The sequence below is a fragment of the Streptomyces roseicoloratus genome, assembly GCF_004117935.1.
GTDB classification, from domain to species: Bacteria; Actinomycetota; Actinomycetes; order Streptomycetales; family Streptomycetaceae; genus Streptomyces; species Streptomyces roseicoloratus.
Map to the genome: position 1 here is coordinate 20,728 of NZ_SDOY01000111.1, position 23,310 is coordinate 44,037.

Sequence of the window (23,310 nt, forward strand, 5' to 3'; positions counted from 1 at the left end):
CGCCAGGCGTACCGGACCGCCCGGCACGCCGAGCCGCCCGGCCGATCACTGTGCGACGGGCGCGCTCGGGCGTGACGGGCGGGCCAGGGGTTGTCCGGAGGCGAACGCGTCCCTGCGCCGGGCGTCGTGGGCCGCGAGTGCGGCCTGCAGCGTGAGCAGGTCCGCGCCCCGGGCCGCGTCGAGTCCGGTGAGGTCCGCCGCCTTGCGCAGGCGGTAGTCCACCGTGTTGCGGTGGACCTGGAGACGGGTGGCCGCCAGGCGCCGGTCGAGACCGCAGGCGAGGAACGTCCGCAGGGTGTCGAGGAGTTCGGGGCGGTCGTCCAGCGGTCCGAGCAGCGCGGCGAGCCGGTCCCGGGCCGGGCCGGGGCGGCTCAGCTGGTAGGCGAGCAGCACGTCGTCGAGGAGGTAGAGGCCGGGAGGGCGGCCCGAGGACTCGGCCGCCTCGCGTATCTCGCCGGCGAGCCTGGCCGCCTCCGTGACGCCCTCCGGCGGGGCGGCCGTCGCCGCCACGAGCAGCTCGGCGCCGCACATCCGGCCGAACTGTCCGACCAGCCAGGCGAGTCGCTCGCGGTCGGCCTCACCGAAGTCGGCGGCCGGCGTCCCGTACGGGATCAGCACCAGACCGCCGTCGCCGGAGAGCACGGACAACGGCACGCCGGTGGTGTGCCGTTGGAGCTCGTTGCGCAGCCGCCGGAGTTTGCGGCGCACCACGACCGGCCGGTTCACCCCGGGCAGCAGCTCGTCCGGGTGGGGTCCCATGGCGACGCTCAGGACCAGGTAGCTGGGCGGCAATTGGACGCCGGCGCGGTCGGCGGCCGCCTGCGGGCTGCCGCCTTCGAGGAGCCGGGACAGCAGGGACTGCAGAGCGACCTGTTCGTCGCCGAGGGCCGACTGCCGCTCCTCGACGTATCCGGCGGCGACCGCGCTGCTCACCTGCCGCAGGAAGCCGAGCAGACGGTGCTGGACGAGCAGCACGTCGGCGTGGTCCATCGGTTCGGCGGTGGAGAGGACCCGGGCGGCGCACTCCTCGGCGCCGACGTGGTAGGCGCCGACGACGGACTCTATGGGCACGCCTTCGTCGGCGCGCCGGGCCGCCGACTCCCGGATGGCGGCCTGCTCGTCCTCGCCCAGCGGCTCGCCGGTGCGCAGCATCCCGGCGAAGGCCGCGATGCCGCGCGCCACCTGCTTGAGGATCTCCCCGCGCAACTGCTCCGAGGGCAGCGTCCGGTAGGCCGGCACCTGTTCGAGCAGGCGGAGCAGCACCGCCGACTCCAGGTCCCGGGCGCCGGCCAGCAGCCGCCGATGGACGGGCATGCCTCCGATCCGCGGCACCGGGCCGCCGTTCCCCCCGTTGGACAGCGTCACAATCCACCTCGCGATTCTCTGTCGTGCGCACCGGAGACGCGGTCTCCCCGGCCGTCCATGATGGTCTGCGGGTCCCGCTACTGGTTGGTAACACGCCGAGCGGTCCGCATCCATCCCCTGCCGGGAATCAAGGGAGTCAGTCATGTCCAAGCCCGTCCGGTCGATCGCCGTGGCCGTCGTCGTCACGGCGTCCCTGACCGCGGCTCCGGCGGCCGTCGCCGCGCAGACCGCGACCCCCGCCCCGGCGCCGTCACCGGCGTCGGCGTCGGCGTCGGCCGGTGACCCGTTCTACGCGTACGACGGCGGCACTCCGCTGTCCGCGTACGCGCCGGGCAGCGTGCTGAAGACCCGGACGCTGAAGTACCACGTCGTCGGCATTCCGACGCCGGTGACGGCGATCCAGCTGCTCTACCGCACCACCGACGCCCAGGGCCGGCCCTCCGCCAACGTGACCACCGTCGTGCGCAGCCTCGTCGGGGACGGGTCCAGGGCGGTGTCGTACCAGTCGTTCTACGACTCCCTCGACCCCGAGGACGGCCCCTCCCGTGCGATCGCCGGGAACGTGACCCTCGGCGGTCTCATCCCGAACGTCGAGGCCCTGTTCATCGCCCCGCTCCTCGCCAAGGGGTACGACGTCGTCATCCCGGACACCGAGGGGCAGCGGGCCGACTTCGCCGCGGGACCCGAGTACGGCACGAACACACTGGACTCGATCCGCGCCGCGACGCGCTCCCCGCAGACGGGCATGGACTCCGGGACGCGCTTCGGGCTCATGGGCTACTCCGGCGGCGCGATCGCAACCGGCTGGGCCGCCGCACTCGCGCCGCGGTACGCCCCCGACGTCAACAGCAGGCTCGTCGGCTTCGCCGAGGGCGGCCTGCTCGTCGCCCCGGCCCACAACCTGAAGTACGTGGACGGCTCCCTCACCTGGTCCGGCGTCATCCCGATGGCCCTCATCGGCGTCTCGCGGTCGTACGACATCGACCTCAGGAAGTACATGAGCGACTACGGTCTGAAGGTGTACGGCCGGCTGGAGCGCGGATCCATCCTCGACGCCCTCGGCCACTACCCCGGCCTGACCTGGAAGAAGATGGCGAAGCCCGCCTACGCCGACCCGAACTCGGTGCCCGAGTTCGTCGAGGCGGTCAACAAGCTGAACCTCGGCTCCGCCCCCACCCCGACCGTCCCCGGCCTCATCACCCAGGGCAACGCCGGCTTCCTGGAAGGGACGTTCGGCAACCGACCGGGCATCGGCACGGGCGACGGCGTCATGGTCGCGGGAGACGTGCGCGCGCTCGCCCGGCAGTACTGCGCCACCGGCAACCCCGCCATCGCCTACGACCAGTACAACCTGCTCAGCCACTTCGGCGCACCCCTGGTCTGGGCGCCCACCGCGCTGGGCTGGCTCGACGACCGGTTCGCGGGCCGCCCGGCGCCGTCCGACTGCGGCCGCATCCCCGCGGGCAACTCACTGGCGCCGGAGAAGCCGACGCCGGCGACCTGACCGGGCTCGGCACCGGGCAGGGTGGCGGCGCGGAACAGGGGGCCGCGCCGCCGCCCTTACGGCACGTGCGGACCTGGACCGCCCGACGGGCCCGGGCCCGTGTCCTCCTCCACGTGCTCCTCTTCCAGGACCCGCTGGGCCACGGCGAAGGCCGCGTTGGCCGCCGGGACTCCGCAGTAGACCGCCGTCTGCAGCAGCGCCGCGGCGATCTCGTCGTCGGACAGGCCGTTCCGGCGGGCGGCGCGCAGGTGCATCGCCAGTTCGTCGTGATGGCCGTGGGCGACGAGGGCGGTGAGGGTGATCAGGCTGCGCTCGCGCCGGGACAGGGTGGGATCGGTCCAGATCTCGCCCCACGCGTAGCGGGAGACGAAGTCCTGGAAGCGGGCGGTGAGCGGGGTCTGCCGGGCCTGCGCCCGGTCCACGTGGGCGTCGCCGAGGACCTGGCGGCGCACCCTCGTTCCGCTCCGGGCGGAAGCTCCGGTGAAGTGGGCGCGCAGGGCGGCGAGGACGGCCTCCGGCTGTTCGGCGGGGGCGAGGTGGGAGGCGCCGGGGAGTTCGGTCAGGGCGGCGCCGGGAACGGCGTCGGCGATCTCCCGCAGGTGGACGGGCGGGGTCGCCGGATCCTCGCGGCCGGCGACGAGCAGCGTCGGCGCGGTGATGCCGGCGAGCCGGTCCCTCAGGTCGAACGCGGCCAGCGCGTCGCAGCAGGCGGCGTACGCCCCCGGGTCGGCGGCCCGGTGGTCGGCCACCAGGCACGGCATGCTGAACCCCGGGGTGAACCAGCGGGCGCCGGCCGTCTCGGCGAGCCGCGCCAGTCCTTCGCGCCGCACGGTCGCCGCCCGCTCCTCCCAGGGCGCGGAGCCGCCGAAGTGCGCGGACGAGCAGAGGACGGCGAGACGGTCGATCCGCTCCGGGTGGTGCACCGCCAGATGGAGCCCGACGGCGCCGCCGAGCGAGACCCCGGCGTACGAGAAGCGGTCGAGGCCCAGGCCGTCGGCGAGGTCGAGCACCAGTCGGGCCAGGTCGGCCACGGTCGCTCCCGGCCCGATGAGACCGGCGGGCGAACCGCCGTGCCCGGGCAGGTCCCAGCGGACGACCCGGTGGGTGGCCGACAGCTCGGGGGCCACGGTGTCCCACAGGGCCGTCGACGTGCCGAGGGAGGGGCCGAGGAGCAGGGCGGGCGCGGTGTGGGGGCCCTCGGCGAGGTGATGGAGGGTGTGGGCGGTTCGAGGGGCGCGAGGGGTCAACGTCGCTCCAGCGCTTGGTCGGTGAGGATGCCGGCGCAGCCGGTGGCACGGGCCGGGTCGGTGAGGGAGGCGAGGGTGACGGGATCCGTACCGGCCAGTTCCGGCCGGTCGGCGAGGAGTTCGGCGAGCGGACGGCCTTCGGCCCTGCTGCGGGCGGCGAGTTCGGCGATCAGCGCACGGGCGCGTGACCGGCCGAGCAGGGGCGTGAACGCCACGGAGAGCCGCTCGGCGACGATCAGCCCGCCGGTGGCGTGCAGGTGGGCCCGCATGGCGGCCGGATCGACGCGGAGTCCTTCGGCGAGGGCGGCCGTGTGGTGGGCCGCGCCGCCGACGAGCCGCAGCAAGTCGCGCAGCGGCTCCCACTCCGCGTGCCAGGCTCCGGCGGGCCGTTCGTCCTCGGCGGCCAGGCAGCCGTAGAGGCTCGCGGCGAGGTGCGGGGCACGCCGTGCGGCGGAGGCGACGAGCGTGGCGCGCACCGGGTTCGCCTTGTGGGGCATGGCGGAGGACCCGCCGCCCGTGCCCTCGGCGACCTCGGCGATCTCGGTGCGGGAGAGGACCAGGACGTCGAGCGCGATCTTGCCGAGCGCTCCGGCCGTGAGGGCGAGGACGCCCGCGAGGTCGGCGACGGGGGTGCGCAGGACGTGCCAGGGCAGGAGCGGGACGGCGAGCCCGAGTTCCCGGGCGAAGGCGGCCGGGAGAGCAGCCGCACCCTCGGGACCCGCACCCGCAGGCGCGCCCGCACCCGCGCCGACCACGGCACCGTCGTCCGCGCCCAGCTCGGCGCCGGGTCCGGCGAAGGCGGCCAAGGTCCCGGCCGCGCCGCCGAGTTGGGCGGGCAGACGGTCCCGGACCACCGTGATCCGGTCCCGTGCGTCCAGGACGAGCGAGCGCCAGCCGGCCGCCTTCAGTCCGAAGGTGGTGGGAACGGCGTGCTGGGTGAGGGTGCGGGCGGGCATCGGGGTGTCCCGGTGCGCGGCGGCGAGGGAGCCGAGTGCCCGTTCCGTACGGGTCAGGTCGTCGAGCACCGGGCCGAGGGTGCGGGCGGCCACCAGCATGGCGGCGGTGTCCAGGAGGTCCTGGCTGGTCGCGCCCTGGTGCACGTGGGGGCCCCACTCCCCCACGGCCGCGGTGAGGTCCGCGACCAGCGGGATGACCGGGTTGCCGCCGGCGCGCGCCCGCAGCGCGAGCGAGCGGACGTCGAAGCGGGCCGCGTCGGCCGCCTCGGTCACGGCACGGGCCGCCGCCTCGGGGGCGGTGCCGGCGGCGGCCTGGGCGCGGGTGAGCGCGGCCTCGGCGTCCAGGAGCGCCTGGAGGAAGGCCGGGTCACCGGTGGCGGCCTCGGCGGGCGAGCCCGCCCGTACGGGATCCAGGAGACCGGCGTCGGGGTCGGGACTGGGGCCGGGCCCGGGGTGGGGGTCGGGCGGCATCGGGGCGGCCGGCGTGGGGTGGTCGGTCACGGGAACTCCAGGAACACCGTCTCGCCCGCGCCCTGGAGCCGTATGTCGAAGCGGTGGGTGCGGTACGGCTCTTCGGCGGCGATCAGGGTGGCGCGCCGGTCCGCGGGGAGCCGGTCGAGCAGCGGGTCCGGGCCGTCGGCGAGGTAGGCGCGGGTGTAGAGGTGGTGGAGCAGCCCGCGGGCGAACACGCAGACGCTGATGTGCGGTGCGCCGGGGTTTCCGGGTGGCAGGGTGTGCAGCGCGTAGTGACCGTCGGCGTCGGTGGCCACCCGGCCGAAGCCGGTGAAGACGGTGCCGTCGCGGCCGAGATGGCCGCCGGTGACGGGGTCCCGGCGCAGTGATCCGGGCGCGCCGGCCAGGGATCCGTCGGGGGCGGCCTGCCAGAACTCGAGCAGGGCGTCGGGGACGGGGGCGCCTGCGCCGTCGAGGACGTGCCCGTGGAGGGTGAGGCGCTCGGGGTGTCCGTCGGGTGCGATGCGCTCGCCTCCGGGGAACGGCAGCGCGTAGCCGTAGAACGGTCCGACGGTGTGGGACGGGGTGGGCGGCAGGAGGGGTGTGGGCTCCATGGTGGTCAGCGTCCTTCCTCGGTCCAGGTGGCGGACGGTCCGTCGAGGACGATGTCCCAGGCGTATCCGAGGGAGAACTCCGCCTGGGACAGGTCGTGTTCGTAGCGTGCGACGAGCCGGTCGCGGGCGGCCGCGTCGGTGACCGAGCGGATGATGGGGTCGTGGGCGAGGAGCGGGTCGCCGGGGAAGTACATCTGGGTGACGAGCCGCTGCGTGAACGCGGTGCCGAAGACGGAGAAGTGGATGTGGGCCGGGCGCCAGGCGTTGGCGTGGTTGCGCCAGGGGTAGGCGCCGGGCTTGATCGTGGTGAAGGAGTAGCGGCCCTGATCGTCCGTCAAGGTGCGTCCGACGCCGGTGAAATGGGGGTCGAGCGGGGCCGGGTGGCGGTCCTTCAGGTGGGCGTACCGGCCGGAGGCGTTGGCCTGCCAGATCTCGATCAGCTGGCCTCGTACGGGCCGGCCGGCCCGGTCGAGGAGCCGGCCGGAGACGGTGATCCGTTCGCCGAGGGGGTCGCCGGTGTGCATCCGGGTGAGGTCGTTGTCGTGCTCGGTGACGTCGGTGACGCCGAAGACCGGCCCGGCGAGTTCGACGGTCTCCGGGTCTCCGCCGACGGCGACGAGTGGCCGGCGGGGGTGCCGGAGCAGGGAGCTGCGGTAGGGGGCGTAGTCGCGTGCGGGGTGGTGGCGGGGCGGGGCGCCGGCGGCCAGAGCGGAGTCGTGGGCGCTCTGGAGGGCGGCCATCTCGGTGTCGATGTGGTCCTGCGTGAGGTCGTTCACGAGAGCTCCAGCGGGTCGGGGAGGGAGGGACGCGGAGGGCGCCGGGGCAGGTGGCGGCCGGTCGCCGGGTCCGGTGCGGGGGCCGGCTCAGGGTTCCGGTACGAGCAGGGGCGCCGCCGTCCGTGCGACGACCTCCTCGGCCGTCACGCCCGGTGCCGTCTCGACCAGGACGAGGCCGTCCGGTGTGACGTCCAGGACGGCGAGGTCGGTGACGACGCGGTCGACGCAGGCGCGGCCGGTGAGCGGCAGGTCGCACTCCTCGACGATCTTCGGGGTCCCGTCCTTGGCGGTGTGGCTCATGACGACGATGACGGTGCGGGCGCCGTGGACGAGGTCCATGGCGCCGCCGATGCCGGTGACCAGGTGGCCGGGGACGGCCCAGTTGGCGAGGTCGCCGCGGGCGGAGACCTGCATGGCGCCGAGGACGGCGACGTCGATGTGGCCGCCGCGGATCATGCCGAAGGAGAGGGCGGAGTCGAAGTAGGAGGCGCCGGGCAGGACGGTGACGGTCTCCTTGCCGGCGTTGATGAGGTCGGGGTCGACCTCGGCCTCGGTCGGGTAGGGGCCGGTGCCGAGGATGCCGTTCTCGGATTCGAGGACGACCTCGACGCCCTCGGGGAGGTGGTTGGGGATGAGCGTGGGCAGGCCGATGCCGAGGTTGACGTACTGCCCGTCGCGGAGTTCGAGGGCGGCGCGGGCGGCCGTCTCCTCGCGGGTCCGGCTCATCGTGTGGTCCTCTTCTCTATGGCCTTGTCGGCGGCCTGATCGGGGCTGAGGGCGACGACGCGCTGGACGAAGACGCCGGGCAGGTGGACGTGGTCGGGGTCGAGGGCGCCGGGTTCGACGAGTTCCTCGACCTCCGCGACGGTGATCCGGCCGGCCATGGCGGCCAGGGGGTTGAAGTTGCGGGCGGAGGCGTGGAAGACGAGGTTGCCGTGGCGATCGCCCCTGGCGGCGCGGACGAGGGCGTAGTCGGTGCGGATGGCGTGCTCCAGGACGTGCGGGACGCCGCCGAAGTCGCGTACCTCCTTGGGCGGGGAGGCGAGGGCGACGCCGCCCTGTCCGTCGTAGCGCCAGGGCATGCCGCCGTCGGCGACGAGGGTGCCGACTCCGGCGGGGGTGTAGAAGGCGGGGATGCCGCAGCCGCCGGCGCGCAGGCGTTCGGCGAGGGTGCCCTGCGGGATCAGCTCGACCTCCAGTTCGCCGGCGAGGTACTGGCGGGCGAACTCCTTGTTCGCGCCGATGTACGAGCCGGTGACGCGGGCGATGCGGCCGGCGGCGAGGAGCACGGCGAGTCCGGTGTCCATGGCGCCGCAGTTGTTGGAGACGACGCTCAGACCGCCGGCACCGCGTTCGTGGACGGCCCGGATGAGGGCGTTCGGCACGCCGCTCAGGCCGAAGCCGCCCACCGCGAGCGACGCTCCGTCCGGGACGTCCGCCACCGCCTGCGCGGCGGTGGCGACCACCTTGTCCATGGGATAGCCCTTCGTTTCCGTCGGCATGGGTCAGCGCACGGGTCGGCTCGGGACCGGCCCATGCGTTCCAGAAATTAATCAGTGCACTGACTATCTGTGTCATGCTGGCAGGACCTCACCCCGGCGTCAACGGGTATCGTTCGTGGACCGGCGACATGGAGAAGCGACGACGTTCGCGGACTCGCAGGAGGAGGCGCTCATGGCCGCGGTCGATCTGGCCACGCATCCCGGGCATCTGGCCCGGCGGCTGCAGCAGGCGCACCACCTGCTGTGGACGACGATGGTCTCGGAGGAGATCACCTCCCCCCAGTTCGGCGTCCTCAACGCGCTGACCTCCGAGCCCGGTCTCGACCAGCGGACCGTCGGCGATCGGGTCGCCCTGGACCGCTCGACGATCGCCGAGGTGGTGGGCCGGCTGATCCGCCGAGGACTCCTGGACAAGGTGCGCGATCCCGCGGACGGGCGCCGCTTCCTGCTGCACCTCACTCCGGAAGGCGTGCGCGTGCACCGGAAGCTGACGGTGCGCACGGCGCGGATGAACCAGGTCTTCCTGGCCCCGCTCTCCGCGGAGGAGCAGGCCGTCTTCCTGACTCTGCTCCGGCGGGTGTCGGACGCGGCGGAGCAGCTCCGCCACCCGGCGGAGCCCCTGCCGCACGCCGACGAAAACCGTTGATGCACTGACGATTCCCGCCCCGGCGGGCGGGCCTGGAGCAGGCAAGCGAGGGGGCGGCGGGGCGAGCCGGGCCGGGAGGGCCCGGCTCGGTCCGGCGAGGGAGCCCGGGCGAGCCGACCGAAGGACCGGGGGCGCCCGGCCCGGGGAGGCTCGGCACTGCGGCCGGGCCGGCAGACCGGCCCCTCGGTCAGGTGAGGAGGGCCGGGGTCGCGCGGGCGAGGACGTCGGCGATGCGCTGCCAGGTCTCCTCGTCGCGCTCGACCGGCGCGAGTTCCCGGCCCGCGCCCGTGCCCCAGGCGGTGGCGAGCGCGACCGGATCGGCGCCGAGGGCGACGAGTTCGGTCGCGGCCGGGATCACGAGCGGCCGGCCCGAGAGCCGCCGCACGGTCTCGGTCCACGTGCGGCCGCGGGCACCGCCGCCGACGAGACGCAGCGGACGGCCGCGTACGGCGGGGTCGGCCGGGTCGAGTCCGCAGGCGGCGAGGAGTTCGTCGAGCGCGCGGAGCACGGTGAAGACGGCACCGTCATAGGCTGCGCCGAGCAGTGCGCCGGGTGTCGTGCTGTGCCGCAGGCCGGTGAGGAGACCCGCGGCGAGCGGCAGGTCGGGCGTCCGTTCGCCGTCCAGGTACGGGAGGAGGACGAGGCCGTCGCCGGGTTCGGCGGCCTCGCGGTCGAGCCCGAGGAGCGCGGCGATCCGGTCGACGGCGAGCGTGCAGTTGAGGGTGCAGGCGAGCGGCAGGTAGCCGCCGTCGGCGGCGGCGGCGAAGCCGGCGATCCCGGGGCTGGCGGGACGGGTGCGGGTGGCGGCGAAGACGGTGCCCGAGGTGCCGAGGCTGACGACCGGGTGGTCGAGGAGGCCGCCGCCTCCCCCCGTGCCGCCACCGGCCCCTCCTCCGGTGCGACCACCGGCCCCTCCTCCGGTGCCGCCGAGTCCGAGGCCGACCGCGGCGGCCATGTTGTCACCGGTTCCCGCGGCGACGGCGATGCCGGGCGGCAGGCCGAGGGCCTCGGCGGCCGCGCGGGTGAGGCCGCCGGCACGGGTGGCGGCCGTGGGGGCGACGGCCGGGAGCAGGGCGGGGTCGAGGCCGAGGAGATCGAGCAGCGCGGGGTCGTACGCGGCGCGCCCGGTGTCGTACCAGCAGGTGCCGGAGGCGTCGCCGGGGTCGGTGACGGCGGCGGCGCAGAGCCGTTCGGTGAGGAAGTCGTGCGGGAGGCGGACGGCGGCGGTGCGGTCGGCGACGGCCGGTTCGGACTCGCGGAGCCACTGCCACTTGGCGGCGGTCACGGCGGCGACGGGCGCGGAGCCGGTGCGGGCGAGCCAGGCGGCGGGGCCGTCGAGCGCCTCGGTGAGGGCGGCGGCCTGGGGCGCGGAGCGCGTGTCGTTCCAGAGCAGCGCGGGTCGCAGCGGCCGGCCTGCGGTGTCGAGCGTGACCAGGCCGTGCTGCTGGCCGGCCACGGCGATGCCGGTGACGGCGGCGGCCGGCACGGCGGCCCGGCCGAGGCCGTCGGCGACGGCCGCGACGAGCGCGGACCACCACTGCTCGGGGTCGGTCTCGCGCGCGCCGCCTTCGCCGGTGACGGTGTGGGGCGCGCGGCCGAGGGCGAGCAGGGTGCCTCGCTCCGCGTCCACGACGGCGGCCTTGGTGGACTGGGTGGAGCTGTCGACGCCGATGACCACCGGGCGCTCCGGCATGGGCGGACCTCGCTTTCCGTGGGCGGGCACTGGCGCCCGGACTGCCCTGAGGGTATTAGTTATCTCAGAAAACAAATCTGGCGGCCAGCCTCGCGAAGGAGCCGGACATGCCGCACCACCTCCTCCCCACCCCCGACGACCGCTTCACCTTCGGCCTGTGGACCGTCGGCTGGCAGGGCCGCGACCCCTTCGGTGACGCCACCCGGCCGCCGCTCGACCCGGTCGAGTCCGTGGAGCGGCTCGCCGCCCTCGGCGCGTACGGCGTGACCTTCCACGACGACGACCTGATTCCGTTCGGAGCGGAGGAAACCGAGCGCGAGGCGGCGGTCAAGCGCTTCCGCGCCGCGCTCGACCGCACCGGTCTGACGGTGCCGATGGCCACCACCAACCTCTTCACGCATCCCGTCTTCAAGGACGGCGCGTTCACGGCCAACGACCGCGACGTGCGCCGCTTCGCCCTGCGCAAGACGATCCGCAACATCGACCTCGCGGTCGAGCTCGGCGCCTCCGTGTACGTCGCCTGGGGCGGGCGCGAGGGCGCGGAGTCGGGTGCGGCGAAGGACGTGCGGCTCGCGCTCGACCGGATGAAGGAGGCCTTCGACCTGCTCGGCCAGTACGTCACCGAGCAGGGCTACGACCTGCGCTTCGCGATCGAGCCGAAGCCGAACGAGCCGCGCGGCGACATCCTGCTGCCCACGATCGGGCACGCCCTCGCGTTCATCGAGCGCCTGGAGCGGCCGGAGCTCGTGGGCGTCAACCCGGAGACCGGGCACGAGCAGATGGCCGGGCTCAACTTCCCGCACGGCATCGCGCAGGCGCTGTGGGCGGGCAAGCTGTTCCACATCGACCTCAACGGCCAGTCCGGGATCAAGTACGACCAGGACTTCCGGTTCGGCGCCGGCGATCTGCGCCAGGCGTTCTGGCTGGTCGACCTGCTGGAGACGGCCGGTTACGAGGGCCCGCGGCACTTCGACTTCAAGCCCGTGCGCACGGACGGCGCCGACGGGGTGTGGGAGTCGGCGAAGAACTGCATGCGCAACTATCTGATCCTCAAGGAGCGCGCCGCGGCCTTCCGCGCCGACCCCGAGGTGACGGCGGCCCTCACCGCCTCCCGCCTCGACGAGCTCGCCCGGCCGACGGCGCCGGACCGTCTCGCGGGCCTGCTGGCCGACCGTGGCGCGTACGAGGACTTCGACGCGACGGCGGCGGCGGAGCGCTCGATGGCCTTCGAGCGGCTCGACCAGCTGGCCCTGGAACACCTGCTCGGCGTACGGCGCTGACGCAGCGCGGGAGTGCCGGCCGGCACTCCCGCTCGCGCGGCCCGCACGAGCACGTCCGACGTGCCGGTCAGCGGTCGTGGTGACTCTCGTCCGCCGTCGGCCAGGTCTTCCGCTACGCGAGGTCGAGGACGAGGGCGGCGATGTTCCAGGCGTCGTCCTCGCCGCGGTGATGGCGGCCCTCCAGCGGGAGGCCCGCGCTCTCCAGGGCGCCCGCCATGCCCGGGCGCTTGCGCAGCCCGTACGCCTCGGTGAAGACCGCCTTCGCGTTGGTGTGGCCGTGCTCGGCGGGGCGCCCGAACGGGTAGGGCGTCCCGGTGGCCCGGCACTGCCGGTCGAACTGCTTGCGGTCGTAGTCGCCCCAGCTCGCCCAGGGGCGGGTGCGGGCGTCGTGCTCGTCGGTGAGGATCCGGCACGCCTCGGCGAAGGTGACGCCGCCCGCGACCTGGGCGGGCGTCAGTCCGGTCAGCTCGGTGCAGAAGGCGCTCACCTCCGAGCGGGCCGGCCGCACCAGGATCCCGTGACGCGAGACCCGGCGGCGGGCGGCGAGGTCGACGACGGTGAGGCCGATCTCGATGATCTCGCTCACCGCGCCGGCCGGGGGCTGCCCGTCCCAGCAGGTGGCCTCCACGTCGACGACGTTCACAAGGGCGGGTCCGCTGTCCATGGCGGCAGCGTAGGAGAGACGGAGGGGGTGGGGCATCCGTATAACGACTCCCCCTCGCCGGGTAACGACTTCCCCTCGCCGGCCCGCGGGCCGAGCGGAGACCCCGTCGGCCGCGGGCCGGTCGACCACCCCTGTCCGCCCTGGTCAGGGCGGGTTCGCATGATGCAGGATCACCCTCATGACCCACACCAGCAGACGCACCGTCCTCGCTTCCATGGCAGCCGTGGCCGCCGGTCTGCCCACCCTCGACGCCGTCGTCGGCAACGGCGCGACGCCCGCCGCCGCCGCGACCGACACCTACAGCTCCACCATGGAGCTGTACACCCTGAAGGCCGACAAGGAGGGCGTCGACTGGATGCGCCGCTTCCGCATCGGCGGCGGCGCGGTCACGGACAACGGCCGCCACACGAGCGTGCCCCTCAACAGCACCGCGATCCTCGCGCCGCACGGCGGCGGCATCGAGGCGGGCACCAGCGAGCTGTGCATGGCCGTCGCCGGCTACCGGCCCTTCGACTACGACACCGACCCGTCGGCCGCGGCGGAACCGGGCGAGCCGCAGCGCGACTTCTGGATGTTCGAGGCCCTGGCGAACTCGTCCACCCAGCACGTCACGTCGACCCACTGCAACGACCCGGCGGCCGTCGCCGTCTGCGCCGGCAACCTGTACGCCGTGTCGCTCCACGGCTTCTCCCACACGGCGAAGAAGATCATCATCGGCGGACGCGACGAGCGGCTCAAGCGCAACCTGTACGAGGCCTTCACCGCCTCCGGTTTCGCGTACTCCCTGGTCGTCGACGTGGTCGTCGCGGCCCCTGGCGACCCCATCAACGGTGACGACGCCCGCAACATCGTCAACCGCACCCGTACCGGCGCCGGCGCCCAGCTGGAGATATCCACGCCCCTGCGCGAGGCGATGTTCGGCGACTTCTCGACCGGCGCCGCGCGCCGCAGCACGGCCGGTGTGCCGAGCTCGGACAGCCCCAAGGCGGACCTGTACTGGAACGGCGTCGTGAAGAACGTCCGCCGGGCGATCGTAAACCACGAGATGGGCAAGGACCCCTTCTACCTCCAGAAGCCCAACGACCCCGACCCCAACCTCCCCTCCTGACACCGGTCTCGAGACTGCCTCTTCCGGATCCCGGACCGGTCCGCCCCGGATCCCGGCCAGGTCCGCCCCCGATCCCGAACCGGGCCCGCCCCCCGATCCCGGACCGGGTCCGCCCCCCGATCCCGGACCGGGTCCGCCCCGATCCGGAAGAAGCGCCCCGCCCCGGGCCCCCCGGTCAGGACGAGTCCCGCACCACCAGCTCGGTCGGCAGCACCTGGTGCGCGTCCCGCACGTCCGCCGTCGCCTCCCCCGCCCCGGCCAGCTCCCGGAGCAGCATCCGGGCCATCGTGCGGCCCATCTCCTCGATGGGCTGGCGGACGCTGGTCAGCGGCGGATCCATCAGGCGGGCCACGGCGGAGTCGTCGACGCCGACCAGGGCGACGTCCTCCGGCACACGGCGGCCGGCCTCCCGCAGCACGCCGCGGGCGCCGGCGGCCATGACGTCGGAGGCGGCGAAGACGGCGTCCAGGTCCGGGGCGCGGTCGAGCAGCTCGCGCATGGCACGCCGGCCGCCCTCCTCGGTGAAGTCACCGGTGCCGACGAGGAGTTCGTCGACGCCGAGCCCCGCCGCGGCGACGCCCTCCCGGTAGCCGTCGAGGCGGGCCCGGGCCACGTACATGTCGAGCGGGCCGGTGATGGTCGCGATGCGGCGGCGCCCGCGCCCGGCGAGGTGGGCGACGGCGGCGCGCCCGGCGCCCGCGTTGTCGGAGTCGACGTAGGCGGCCGGCTCGTCGGCGGTGCGCCGGCCGTTGAGGACGACGGGCAGGCCGAGTTCGCGGACCCGTTCGGGCAGCGGGTCGTCGGCGTGCACGGAGGCGAGCAGCACGCCGTCCACCCGCTGCGCGGCGAGGTACTGCTCGAAGCGGGCGCGCTCGCGCTCGCTGCGGACCAGGGTGAGCAGCAGCTGCTTGTCGGACTCGCCGAGTTCGGCGCTGATCCCGCGGATGATGTCGAGGAAGTACGGCTCGGCGAAGAGCCGCGCCTCGGTCTCGGGGATGACGAGGGCCACGGCGTCGGTGCGGCTGCCCGCCAGGGTGCGGGCGGCCTGGTTGGGCACGTAGCCGAGCTCCTCGATGGCCCGTTCCACGGCCTCGCGGGCCTGTTCGCTCACCCGGGGCGAGCCGTTGATGACCCGGGACACGGTGCCCCGGCCGACCCCGGCCCGGGCCGCGACCTGTTCCAGCGTGGGCCTGCCACTGTGCCGTCCGCTCACGCGCTCGTACTCCCCTCGTGCGGCGTCGCCCCCTGCCGTGCGGCGATCACGTCAAGATAGGCCACCGCTCCCGCCCTCGCGGCCGACGGCACCGAACGCCACTCGCGTGGTGAGTCCGCCCGATCATGGGAGCGCTCCCACTCTAGCGGCACACCGACTCCGGGCCAATTCGCGCCCACGTCTTGACACTTCCCCCCGCAAGGCAGGAACCTTCCGGCAACGAACGGCGTGGGAGCGCTCCCATGATCCGTACGGGCAGGCACCACCTTTTGGACGAGGAGAGTGGCATGCGCACTACCAGCAGCAGACCGGCCCCCGGCCGGGCCCGCCGAACCGCGCTCGCGGCGGTCGCGGCCCTGACCGCCGGCACGGCCCTGCTCACCGGCTGCGGCGACGGCGGGGACGGCGGGGACTCCGCCGACGGCGGCACGATCACGCTGCGGGTCGGAACCTTCGGTTCCTTCGGCTACGACGACAAGACCGGCGCCAAGCTCTACGCCGAGTACGAGAAGACCCATCCGAACATCAAGATCGTCGAGTCGAACGTCGCCGACGGCCAGAAGTACTGGGACACCCTCAAGCTCCGCCTCTCCCGCAACAGCGGCCTCGCCGACATCCAGGCCATCGAGGTGGGCTACATCGCCGAGGCGACCGGCCCCGCCATGGCCGACAAGTGGGTGGACCTGTCCAAGACCGGGGGCGCGGACGTCGGCGCCTTCCTCGACTGGAAGGTCAAGCAGGCCACCACGGCCTCCGGCAAGGTGATCGGCCTCGGCACCGACATCGGCCCGATGGCCATCTGCTACAACAAGGAGCTCTTCGCCAAGGCCAAGCTGCCCACCGACCGCACCGAGGTCGGCCGGCTGTGGGCCGGCGACTGGGACAAGTTCCTGGAGACCGGCCGGAACTACCAGAAGAACGCGCCCTCCGGCACCTTCTTCCACGACTCCGCGAGCGGCCTCTTCAACGCCGTCGTCAACAGCGACCCCCAGCAGTACGCGAACTCCCAGGGCGAGCTGGCCTGGGAAACCAGCCCGGGCGTGAAGAAGGCCTGGGACACCGCCGTCGCGGCGGCACGGAGCGGCATCACCGCCAAGCTGCGCCAGTTCGACGAGAAGGGCACCTGGAACGCCGCCTTCAAGAACGCGAAGTTCGCCACCGTCGCCTGCCCCAGCTGGATGACCGGCATCATCAAGGACCAGGCCGGCAGCGCCAACCAGGGCAAGTGGGACATCGCCGCGCCGCCCGTCGCCGGCAACTGGGGCGGCTCCTTCCTCGCCGTGCCCAAGTCCGGCAAGCACGCCAAGGAGGCCGCGGAGCTGGCCGCCTGGCTGACCGCCCCGGCCCAGCACGCCAAGGTGTTCGCGGTCAACGGCAACATCCCGTCCACCAAGGACACCCTCTCCTCCGCGGCGGTGGTCGGCGCGAAGCTGCCGTACTTCGGCGACACCCCGGTCGGCGAGATCTACGCGGCCGCGGCTGCCCAGATCAGGCCCGCGCCCATCAGCCGCTGGGACGGTCAGGTGAAGACCTTCCTCACCGACAACGGCATCCTCGACATCGAGCAGCGCGGCACCGACCCGGCGAAGGCCTGGGAGAACGTCAGGAAGCTGGTCGACGACAAGATCGACCAGTAGCGGGAGGCGCCGGGGCCCGGCCGCCCGCAGGACCCCGGCCCACCCGCGGGACCCGACCCGCCCGCCGGTCCCGGGCCGGCCACGGGACCCGGCCGCCCGCCGGTCCCGGACCGCCCGCAGGGCCTCGGCCCGCCCGCCGGTCCCGGGCCGGCCCCGCCCCAGCGCTTCCCGCCTCACCACCGTTCCCCCATCCCTCCGTACGCCCCTCCCGTACGCCCGAACCCCGTACGCCCGAACCCCGTACGCACCGACCCGGAAGGACGCCCCCGTGGCCACCTCCGTACGGGCGAGGAACGGCGGCTCGCCGTCGCCCGATCCGCCGCCCGACGCGCCGTCCGCCCGTTCCCGCCGTCCCGGCGACCGCCGCCCGGACAGCGGCGCGTCCGCCCTGCGCCGCCGGCTCTACCGCTGGGACCTGAAGGCGACGCCGTACGCGTTCATCGCCCCCTTCTTCCTCACCTTCGCGGCCTTCGGTCTCTTCCCGCTGCTCTACACCGGCTGGCTCTCGCTCCACCGCGTGGAGCTCGGCGGCGAGCCCGAGTGGCGGGGCCTGGAGAACTACACCGGCCTCGCCGACAGCGAGTTCTTCCGGAACGCGCTCGTCAACACCTTCACCATCGGCGTGATCTCCACCGTGCCGCAGCTGCTCATGGCGCTCGGCCTCGCCCATCTCCTCAACTACAGACTGCGCGGCCGGGGTTTCTTCCGGGTCGCCGTCCTCGCCCCGTACGCGACCTCGATCGCGGCGGCGACCCTGGTCTTCGCCCAGCTGTTCAACACGGACTACGGACTGATCAACTCGGCGCTCGGCCTGGTCGGTTTCGACCCGGTCGACTGGGAGTCGTCCAAGTGGCCCGCGCAGATCGCGATTTCGGTGATCGTGACCTGGCGGTGGACCGGCTACAACGCACTCATCTACCTGGCCGCGATGCAGGCGGTGCCGCAGGACCTGTACGAGGCGGCAGCCCTCGACGGGGCGTCCCGCTGGCGCCAGTTCCTCAGCGTGACCATCCCCTCCATCCGTCCGACGATCCTGTTCACGATCATCGTCTCGACCATCGGCGCGACCCAGCTGTTCGGCGAGCCGATGCTCTACGGCGGCAGCGTCGGCATCTCCGGCGGCAGCGGCAACCAGTTCCAGACGCTCAGCCTGCTGATGTACGAGAAGGGCTGGGTCACCGGTGCCCTCGGCCAGGCCTCCGCCATCGCCTGGGTGATGCTGCTCCTGCTGCTCGTCGGCGGCGCGCAGACGCTGGTCTCCCGCGCGAACCGCAAGAAGCAGGAGGGCTGATCCCGTGCGCACCCGTTTCCGGCAGACCGCCGGCCGGCAGCACCATGCCGGGCCGCTGACCTACGTCCTGCTCGGCCTCGCCGCGCTGGTCTCGCTCTTCCCGCTGTACTGGAACCTCGTGGCCGCCTCGCACACCGGCGAGCGGGTCGTCACGGCGCCCGCGCCGCTGCTGCCGGGGCCGCGCCTCCTCGACAACCTGTCCTTCGCCTGGAACCAGGTCGACATGGGCGAGGCGCTGGTCAACACGACCGTGGTGGCCTCTCTCGTCGCCCTGTCCACGGTGCTGTTCTCGACGCTCGCCGGCTTCGCCTTCGCCAAGCTGCCGTTCAAGGGGCGCGGCGCCCTGCTGACCCTCGTGGTGGCGACGATGACCATCCCTCCGCAGCTGAGCGTGATCCCGCTGTACCGGATCATCACCGACCTGGGCTGGGTCGACCAGCTCCAGTCCGTGGTGCTGCCGTCCCTGGTGGCCGCCTTCGGCGTGTTCTTCATGCGCCAGTACCTGATCGAGGCGCTGCCCGTGGAGCTGATCGAGGCGGCCCGGATGGACGGCGCCCACTCGCTGCGCATCGTCTGGCACGTCGTCTTCCCGGTCGCGCGCCCGGCGATGGCCGTCCTCGGGATGCTGGTCTTCGTCCAGGCGTGGAACGACTTCTTCTGGCCGTTCATCGCGCTCACCCCGGACGGCAACCCGACCCTCCAGGTGGCGCTCGCCGGGCTCGGCGCGGGCAACCACAGCGTGGACCAGGCCGTGGTGCTGACCGGCGCGCTGATCTCCACGGTGCCGTTGCTGCTGGTCTTCGCGCTGCTCGGCAAGCACATCGTCGGCGGGATCACCGCCGGTGCGGTCAAGAGCTGACGACCGGACGCCGATTCCTTACTCCGTACCACCGCCGTACCCACGGTCGTACGACCGCCGTTCCACCGCCGTACCCACGGTCGCACGACCGCCGTTCCACCGCCGTACCGACGTCGTACCGCCGCCGTGCCTTCCGGCGCTCCGGGGTGCGTCGGTCACCACCCGTCTCTGCGTGGGGAGCTCTCTCTATGACCGCGTCCGAAACCCGGCCGCTGACCGCCGTCCGCCGATTCCCGTCCGGCTTCCTGTGGGGCGCCGCCACCGCCGCGTACCAGATCGAGGGGGCGGCGGCCGAGGACGGCCGTACCCCGTCCATCTGGGACACCTTCTCGCACACGCCGGGAAAGGTCTTCGAAGGGCACACGGGCGACGTCGCCGTCGACCACTACCACCGGTTCCGCGAGGACGTCCGGCTGATGTCGGAGCTGGGGCTCAACGCCTACCGGTTCTCGGTGTCCTGGTCGCGGGTCCAGCCGACCGGGCGGGGCCCGGTGGTGCAGAAGGGGCTCGACTTCTACCGGCGGCTCGTCGACGAGCTGCTGGCGGCCGGGATCGAGCCGGCGCTCACGCTCTACCACTGGGACCTGCCTCAGGAGCTGGAGGACGCGGGAGGCTGGCCGGAGCGGGCGACGGCGGAGCGGTTCGCCGCGTACGCCGGGCTGATGGCCGACGCGCTGGGCGACCGGGTGAGCCGCTGGACGACGCTCAACGAGCCCTGGTGCAGCGCGTTCCTCGGCTACGGCTCGGGGGTGCACGCCCCGGGCCGTACCGATCCGGTGGCGGCCCTGCGCGCCGCGCACCACCTGAACCTGGGACACGGGCTCGCGGTGCAGGCGCTGCGGTCGACGCTTCCGGCGGGGGCGCAGCTGGCGGTGTCGCTCAACCTCCACGAGGTGCGTCCGCTGACGCCGTCGGCGGAGGACCGGGAGGCGGCGCGGCGGATCGACACCGTCGGCAACGAGGTCTGGCTGGGGCCGATGCTGGACGGCCGCTATCCGCGGGAGCTGTTCGCGGACACGGCGCACCTGACGGACTGGGGTTTCGTACGGGCCGGCGACGAGGCGACGGCCGGGCAGCCGCTGGACTGGCTGGGCATCAACTACTACACGCCGACGGTGGTGTCGCGGGTCGCGGACGGCGAGCCGAAGCCGCAGGACGACGGGCACGGCAACAGCGCGTTCTCGCCGTGGCCGGGCGCGGACGACGTCGCCTTCCACCAGGCGGACGGGGCGCGGACGGCGATGGGATGGCCGGTCGACCCGTCGGGCCTCGAGGAGTTGCTGACCCGGATCTCGGCCCGGTACCCGGAACTGCCGCTGGTGGTGAGCGAGAACGGCGCGGCGTACGAGGACGTGGTCGGCGCGGACGGTGCGGTGCACGACCCGGAGCGGGCCGCGTACGTCCACGCCCATCTGGAGGCGCTGCACCGGGCGGTGGAGGCGGGCGCGGTGGTGCGGGGCTATTTCCTGTGGTCGCTGCTCGACAACTTCGAGTGGGCGTACGGCTATGCGAAGCGGTTCGGCGCGGTCCACGTGGACTACGCGACGCTGCGGCGCACACCGAAGTCGAGTGCCCGGTGGTACGCGCGGGTCGCCAGGTCGGGTGAGCTGCACGCGCCGGGGTCCGAGGGCTGAGCGTCCGTCCGTGGAGGTACGGTTCCTGGGCGGGTCCGCGCGCCCGGGAGCCGTACCGCGACGACGGAAGTGCGAGGCAATGTCAGTTATCCACAGGACCACGATGACGCCGACCAAACTGGAGCTCCTCGCGGACTGGCTGCCGGGCCGCCCCTGGTACCGGGGCGGCGAGGGCGCGGTGCCGGCGCTGGAGAAGGCGGGTGGATTCCGGCTCGACGACCCGGCGGGCGAGGTGGGCATCGAGTTCGCGGTGGTCGCCGACACGTCGGGCGAGGAGGTCCACGCCTACCTGGTGCCGATGACCTACCGGGCCGCGCCGCTGGAGGGCGCCGAGGACGCGCTCATCGGCACGTCGGAGCACGGCGTGCTCGGAACCCGGTGGGTCTACGACGGCGCTCACGACCCGGTGCTGGTGGCGGAGTTGACGGCCCTGCTGCAGGGCGGGGCGGTGCCGCAGGCGCAGAGCGTGTCGGACACGCCGGACCCGACCGTCGAGGCGTCCTACGACGGGACGGGCGCGTTCGACACGTCCGCCGCGCCGATCGTGGAGGACGGCGCCTACGGCACGGACCTGCGGCTGGGCGCGGACGCGCCGGTCCTGCTGAGGCTGGCGCGGGTGCTCGACCCGAAGGCCACGGGCTCGCGCGGCCACGTGATCACCGGCTGGCGCCTCCCGGACGGCGAGGAGCGGCGCGGGGCGTACGTCCTGGTGTTCGACGCGGCCTGAGGCGAGGGGCCGGCGGGGGCGTCCCGCCCGCCGCGTCGGCGAGGAGGCGGGCGCGGTCCGGCCGCCGGGCGGCCCGCCGGGCGGCCGGATCTCGTGCGGGTCCCGTCAGAACACGGACAGGCCGGTGATCGTGGTGAACCGGTCGAGGGCGGTGACGCCCGCGACCGAGTTGCCGCGCTCGTCGAGGCCGGGGCTCCACACGCACAGCGTGCAGCGGCCCGGGACGACGGCGATGATGGCGCCGCCGACTCCGCTCTTGCCGGGCAGCCCGACCCGGTACGCGAAGTCGCCGGCGGCGTCGTAGGTGCCGCAGGTGAGCATCACCGCGTTGACCTGTTTGGCCTGGCTGCGGGTGAGCAGCCGGGAGCCGTCGGCGCGGATGCCGTGGCGGGCGAGGAAGCCGGTGGCGCGGGCGAGATCGGCGCAGGAGGCCTCGACGGAGCACTGGCGGAAGTACTCGCGCAGCAGTGTCGGCACGGGGTTGGCGATGTTGTCGTACGAGGCCATGAAGTGGGCGAGGGCGGCGTTGCGGTCGCCGTGCGCGGTCTCGGACGCGGCGACGTCGCGGTCGAAGTCGAGGTCCTGGTTGCCACTCTCGGCGCGCAGGAAGTCGAGCAGGACGCCGGAGGCGTCGCCGGTCATGCGGTGGAGCTGGTCGGTGACGACGAGGGCGCCGGCGTTGATGAAGGGGTTGCGGGGGATGCCGTTCTCGTACTCCAGCTGGACGAGCGAGTTGAACGGGTTGCCGGACGGCTCGCGGCCCACGTGGTCCCACAGCGGTTCGCCCTTGCGGGCCAGGGCCAGGGCGAGCGTGAAGACCTTGGTGACGGACTGGGTGGAGAAGGGCCGCTGCCAGTCCCCCACGCCGTACACCGTGCCGTCGAGCTCGGCGACGGCCATGCCGAAGTCCTGGGGGTCGCCGGAGGCGAGTGCGGGGATGTAGTCGGCGGGTCGTCCGCGTTCCGTGAGGTCGGCGATCTCCTCGGCGATCCGGTCGAGGACGGGTTCGAACGTCAACAGCATGCGCACATCATGCGCCGGGCGGTCACCCGGCGCCGTCGGCACCCCCCCCTCCCGGCGCCGGGCCGCCGGTGTGCGGCGGAGGGGGCCGGTCGGCGGCCGGACGAGTGGCGGAGCCGGTGCGTCCGGGTGAGGGTGGCCTGGGGGACGAACAGGAGTGAGGTGAGCCGGGTGCCGTTGACCGCGGATGAGCCGGGAGCGCCCTGCTGGCTGAGTCTGGCGGCGCGCGATCTCGACGCCGCCGAGGCGTTCTACGGGGCGGTGCTCGGCTGGACGTTCCGGCGCGGGCCGCTGGGCCGGGGATTCTCCGTCGGCGAGCGGGACGGGATGCCGGTGGGAGGGATCGGCGAGGACGCCGCCGGCATGGGCCTCCCGGTGTCCTGGACGGTGTTCTTCGCGGTCGCCGACGCGGACGCGGCGGTGGCGCGCATCCGGGAGCGCGGCGGCACGGTCGGCGTGGGTCCGGTGGCCTTCCCGCCGCGCGGCCGGGCGGCGCTCGCCACCGATCTGGAGGGCGCGGCGTTCGGGGTGTGGGAGGGGCGGATCTCCTCCCGCTGGCGGCTCGGCGAGCACCACGCGCCGGCCTGGCTGGAGCTGCACACGCGCAACGCGTTCGACGCCGCGCTGTTCTACGGCGGGGTGCTGCAGTGGGTCGACGGCGACGCGGACCGCTTCGAGGTGGCGTACGAGGACGAGCAGGTGGTGCTGCGCACCCACGGCGAGGCGGTGGCCCGGCTGAACAGCGGTCCGGTGGAGGCGGCGTCGGACCAGCCGCAGCGGCGCCCGCGCTGGCTGGTCCACTTCCGGGTGCCCGATCTGGAGCGGGCGACCGCGGCCGTGCTCGACCACGGCGGCGCCGTGATCCCGGAGGCCGACGACGGCTGGCCTCACGCGGGCGCGCGCTGCGCGACCGTCCGTGACCCGCAGGGCGGGCTGTTCACGCTGGACGGGGAGGCGGAGGGCTGAGGGCGAGGGGCACCGGCGGGCGGGGCACTGGGGCGTGGGGATGCCCGGGCGCGGCGTCCGGGCGCGTGGTGGGCGCCGGTCGCGGGGTGCCGGGCGCAGGGTCGCCCGGGCGCGGAACACCGGGGCGCTCCGTAGGACAGAGCCCTTGCATCGGC

General features: G+C 73.9%; 21 protein-coding genes. 10 read left to right on the plus strand and 11 right to left on the minus strand.

The annotated features are described in order from the left end of the window. Nucleotides 1–45: 45 nt before the first annotated feature. Nucleotides 46–1,314, minus strand: a complete 1,269-nt coding sequence (locus ESG85_RS13195) for a PucR family transcriptional regulator (protein ID WP_246094984.1) — start codon at nt 1,312–1,314, stop codon at nt 46–48. A 193-nt stretch (nt 1,315–1,507) separates the two neighbouring features. Between ESG85_RS13195 and ESG85_RS13200 the strand changes: the two genes are divergently transcribed. Next, complete coding sequence (locus ESG85_RS13200; RefSeq protein ID WP_128978788.1) at nt 1,508–2,869, plus strand: lipase family protein; 1,362 nt, start codon at nt 1,508–1,510, stop codon at nt 2,867–2,869. Nucleotides 2,870–2,925: 56 nt separating this feature from the next. Here ESG85_RS13200 and pcaDC read toward each other — a convergent pair whose 3' ends face one another. The 6 genes from pcaDC to ESG85_RS13230 form a co-directional block, all read right to left on the minus strand. Continuing rightward, nucleotides 2,926–4,116 carry a bifunctional 3-oxoadipate enol-lactonase/4-carboxymuconolactone decarboxylase PcaDC gene (gene pcaDC / locus ESG85_RS13205; protein ID WP_128978790.1) on the minus strand — a complete coding sequence of 397 codons (1,191 nt, stop codon included), beginning with the start codon at nt 4,114–4,116 and terminating at the stop codon, nt 2,926–2,928. Then, the gene (pcaB, locus tag ESG85_RS13210; protein WP_128978849.1) at nt 4,113–5,543 is read right to left on the minus strand and encodes a 3-carboxy-cis,cis-muconate cycloisomerase; all 1,431 of its coding nucleotides are present in this window, start codon (nt 5,541–5,543) and stop codon (nt 4,113–4,115) included. The genes pcaDC and pcaB overlap by 4 nt, the downstream gene beginning before the upstream one ends. A 26-nt stretch (nt 5,544–5,569) precedes the next feature. Continuing rightward, nucleotides 5,570–6,139 (minus strand): protocatechuate 3,4-dioxygenase subunit alpha, encoded by a 570-nt coding sequence (pcaG, locus tag ESG85_RS13215; protein ID WP_128978793.1) that lies wholly within the window; start codon nt 6,137–6,139, stop codon nt 5,570–5,572. A 5-nt stretch (nt 6,140–6,144) separates the two neighbouring features. Beyond that, the gene (pcaH, locus tag ESG85_RS13220; protein WP_128978851.1) at nt 6,145–6,879 is read right to left on the minus strand and encodes a protocatechuate 3,4-dioxygenase subunit beta; all 735 of its coding nucleotides are present in this window, start codon (nt 6,877–6,879) and stop codon (nt 6,145–6,147) included. 123 nt (nt 6,880–7,002) lie between these two features. After that, nucleotides 7,003–7,641 carry a CoA transferase subunit B gene (locus ESG85_RS13225; protein ID WP_128978795.1) on the minus strand — a complete coding sequence of 213 codons (639 nt, stop codon included), beginning with the start codon at nt 7,639–7,641 and terminating at the stop codon, nt 7,003–7,005. Continuing rightward, on the minus strand, nt 7,638–8,390 hold the full coding sequence (locus tag ESG85_RS13230) for a CoA transferase subunit A (RefSeq protein ID WP_128978853.1): 753 nt from the start codon (nt 8,388–8,390) through the stop codon (nt 7,638–7,640). The genes ESG85_RS13225 and ESG85_RS13230 overlap by 4 nt, the downstream gene beginning before the upstream one ends. A 199-nt stretch (nt 8,391–8,589) precedes the next feature. Between ESG85_RS13230 and ESG85_RS13235 the strand changes: the two genes are divergently transcribed. Beyond that, nucleotides 8,590–9,063 (plus strand): MarR family winged helix-turn-helix transcriptional regulator, encoded by a 474-nt coding sequence (locus ESG85_RS13235; RefSeq protein WP_128978797.1) that lies wholly within the window; start codon nt 8,590–8,592, stop codon nt 9,061–9,063. Nucleotides 9,064–9,250: 187 nt separating this feature from the next. On the opposite strand, the gene ESG85_RS13240 is transcribed toward ESG85_RS13235, so the two are convergent. Next, nucleotides 9,251–10,756: an FGGY family carbohydrate kinase gene (locus tag ESG85_RS13240; RefSeq protein ID WP_128978799.1), complete on the minus strand. Its 1,506-nt coding sequence runs from the start codon at nt 10,754–10,756 to the stop codon at nt 9,251–9,253. 107 nt (nt 10,757–10,863) lie between these two features. Here ESG85_RS13240 and xylA point away from each other — a divergent pair, with 107 nt between their 5' ends. Beyond that, nucleotides 10,864–12,036, plus strand: a complete 1,173-nt coding sequence (xylA, locus tag ESG85_RS13245; protein ID WP_128978801.1) for a xylose isomerase — start codon at nt 10,864–10,866, stop codon at nt 12,034–12,036. A 112-nt stretch (nt 12,037–12,148) separates the two neighbouring features. Here the strand turns inward: xylA and ESG85_RS13250 are convergent, their stop codons facing one another. After that, entirely contained in the window at nt 12,149–12,700 is a 552-nt protein-coding gene (locus tag ESG85_RS13250) for a 3'-5' exonuclease (protein WP_128978803.1), read from the minus strand. Between the two features lie 178 nt (nt 12,701–12,878). Between ESG85_RS13250 and ESG85_RS13255 the strand changes: the two genes are divergently transcribed. Beyond that, nucleotides 12,879–13,808, plus strand: coding sequence for a poly-gamma-glutamate hydrolase family protein (locus tag ESG85_RS13255; protein ID WP_128978805.1), 930 nt, complete (start codon nt 12,879–12,881; stop codon nt 13,806–13,808). A 175-nt stretch (nt 13,809–13,983) separates the two neighbouring features. Here the strand turns inward: ESG85_RS13255 and ESG85_RS13260 are convergent, their stop codons facing one another. Then, nucleotides 13,984–15,021 (minus strand): LacI family DNA-binding transcriptional regulator, encoded by a 1,038-nt coding sequence (locus ESG85_RS13260; RefSeq protein WP_128978807.1) that lies wholly within the window; start codon nt 15,019–15,021, stop codon nt 13,984–13,986. A 287-nt stretch (nt 15,022–15,308) separates the two neighbouring features. On the opposite strand from ESG85_RS13260, the gene ESG85_RS13265 reads away from it, so the two are divergent. The 5 genes from ESG85_RS13265 (at nt 15,309) to ESG85_RS13285 (ending at nt 21,169) form a co-directional block, all read left to right on the plus strand. Beyond that, nucleotides 15,309–16,658: an ABC transporter substrate-binding protein gene (locus tag ESG85_RS13265; protein WP_128978809.1), complete on the plus strand. Its 1,350-nt coding sequence runs from the start codon at nt 15,309–15,311 to the stop codon at nt 16,656–16,658. A gap of 268 nt (nt 16,659–16,926) precedes the next feature. Next, complete coding sequence (locus ESG85_RS13270; protein WP_128978811.1) at nt 16,927–17,949, plus strand: carbohydrate ABC transporter permease; 1,023 nt, start codon at nt 16,927–16,929, stop codon at nt 17,947–17,949. Nucleotides 17,950–17,953: 4 nt separating this feature from the next. Beyond that, nucleotides 17,954–18,808 carry a carbohydrate ABC transporter permease gene (locus ESG85_RS13275; protein WP_128978813.1) on the plus strand — a complete coding sequence of 285 codons (855 nt, stop codon included), beginning with the start codon at nt 17,954–17,956 and terminating at the stop codon, nt 18,806–18,808. 188 nt (nt 18,809–18,996) lie between these two features. After that, entirely contained in the window at nt 18,997–20,442 is a 1,446-nt protein-coding gene (locus tag ESG85_RS13280) for a GH1 family beta-glucosidase (RefSeq protein WP_128978815.1), read from the plus strand. A 79-nt stretch (nt 20,443–20,521) separates the two neighbouring features. Then, nucleotides 20,522–21,169: a maltokinase N-terminal cap-like domain-containing protein gene (locus tag ESG85_RS13285; protein WP_128978817.1), complete on the plus strand. Its 648-nt coding sequence runs from the start codon at nt 20,522–20,524 to the stop codon at nt 21,167–21,169. A gap of 105 nt (nt 21,170–21,274) precedes the next feature. Here the strand turns inward: ESG85_RS13285 and ESG85_RS13290 are convergent, their stop codons facing one another. Then, nucleotides 21,275–22,192 (minus strand): glutaminase, encoded by a 918-nt coding sequence (locus ESG85_RS13290; protein ID WP_128978819.1) that lies wholly within the window; start codon nt 22,190–22,192, stop codon nt 21,275–21,277. Between the two features lie 168 nt (nt 22,193–22,360). Here ESG85_RS13290 and ESG85_RS13295 point away from each other — a divergent pair, with 168 nt between their 5' ends. Then, a complete protein-coding gene (locus ESG85_RS13295; protein ID WP_128978821.1) occupies nt 22,361–23,155 on the plus strand; it encodes a VOC family protein in 795 nt (264 codons plus the stop codon). Nucleotides 23,156–23,310 lie beyond the last annotated feature (155 nt).

Coding starts and splice junctions, on each gene's coding strand:
- ESG85_RS13195 (WP_246094984.1), bottom strand. CDS start 1,314: ATGCCCGTCCATCGGCGGCTGCTGGCCGGCGCCCGGGACCTGGAGTCG.
- ESG85_RS13200 (WP_128978788.1), top strand. CDS start 1,508: ATGTCCAAGCCCGTCCGGTCGATCGCCGTGGCCGTCGTCGTCACGGCG.
- pcaB (WP_128978849.1), bottom strand. CDS start 5,543: ATGCCGCCCGACCCCCACCCCGGGCCCGGCCCCAGTCCCGACCCCGAC.
- pcaG (WP_128978793.1), bottom strand. CDS start 6,139: ATGGAGCCCACACCCCTCCTGCCGCCCACCCCGTCCCACACCGTCGGA.
- pcaH (WP_128978851.1), bottom strand. CDS start 6,879: ATGGCCGCCCTCCAGAGCGCCCACGACTCCGCTCTGGCCGCCGGCGCC.
- ESG85_RS13225 (WP_128978795.1), bottom strand. CDS start 7,641: ATGAGCCGGACCCGCGAGGAGACGGCCGCCCGCGCCGCCCTCGAACTC.
- ESG85_RS13230 (WP_128978853.1), bottom strand. CDS start 8,390: ATGGACAAGGTGGTCGCCACCGCCGCGCAGGCGGTGGCGGACGTCCCG.
- ESG85_RS13235 (WP_128978797.1), top strand. CDS start 8,590: ATGGCCGCGGTCGATCTGGCCACGCATCCCGGGCATCTGGCCCGGCGG.
- ESG85_RS13240 (WP_128978799.1), bottom strand. CDS start 10,756: ATGCCGGAGCGCCCGGTGGTCATCGGCGTCGACAGCTCCACCCAGTCC.
- xylA (WP_128978801.1), top strand. CDS start 10,864: ATGCCGCACCACCTCCTCCCCACCCCCGACGACCGCTTCACCTTCGGC.
- ESG85_RS13250 (WP_128978803.1), bottom strand. CDS start 12,700: ATGGACAGCGGACCCGCCCTTGTGAACGTCGTCGACGTGGAGGCCACC.
- ESG85_RS13255 (WP_128978805.1), top strand. CDS start 12,879: ATGACCCACACCAGCAGACGCACCGTCCTCGCTTCCATGGCAGCCGTG.
- ESG85_RS13265 (WP_128978809.1), top strand. CDS start 15,309: ATGCGCACTACCAGCAGCAGACCGGCCCCCGGCCGGGCCCGCCGAACC.
- ESG85_RS13280 (WP_128978815.1), top strand. CDS start 18,997: ATGACCGCGTCCGAAACCCGGCCGCTGACCGCCGTCCGCCGATTCCCG.
- ESG85_RS13285 (WP_128978817.1), top strand. CDS start 20,522: ATGTCAGTTATCCACAGGACCACGATGACGCCGACCAAACTGGAGCTC.
- ESG85_RS13290 (WP_128978819.1), bottom strand. CDS start 22,192: ATGCTGTTGACGTTCGAACCCGTCCTCGACCGGATCGCCGAGGAGATC.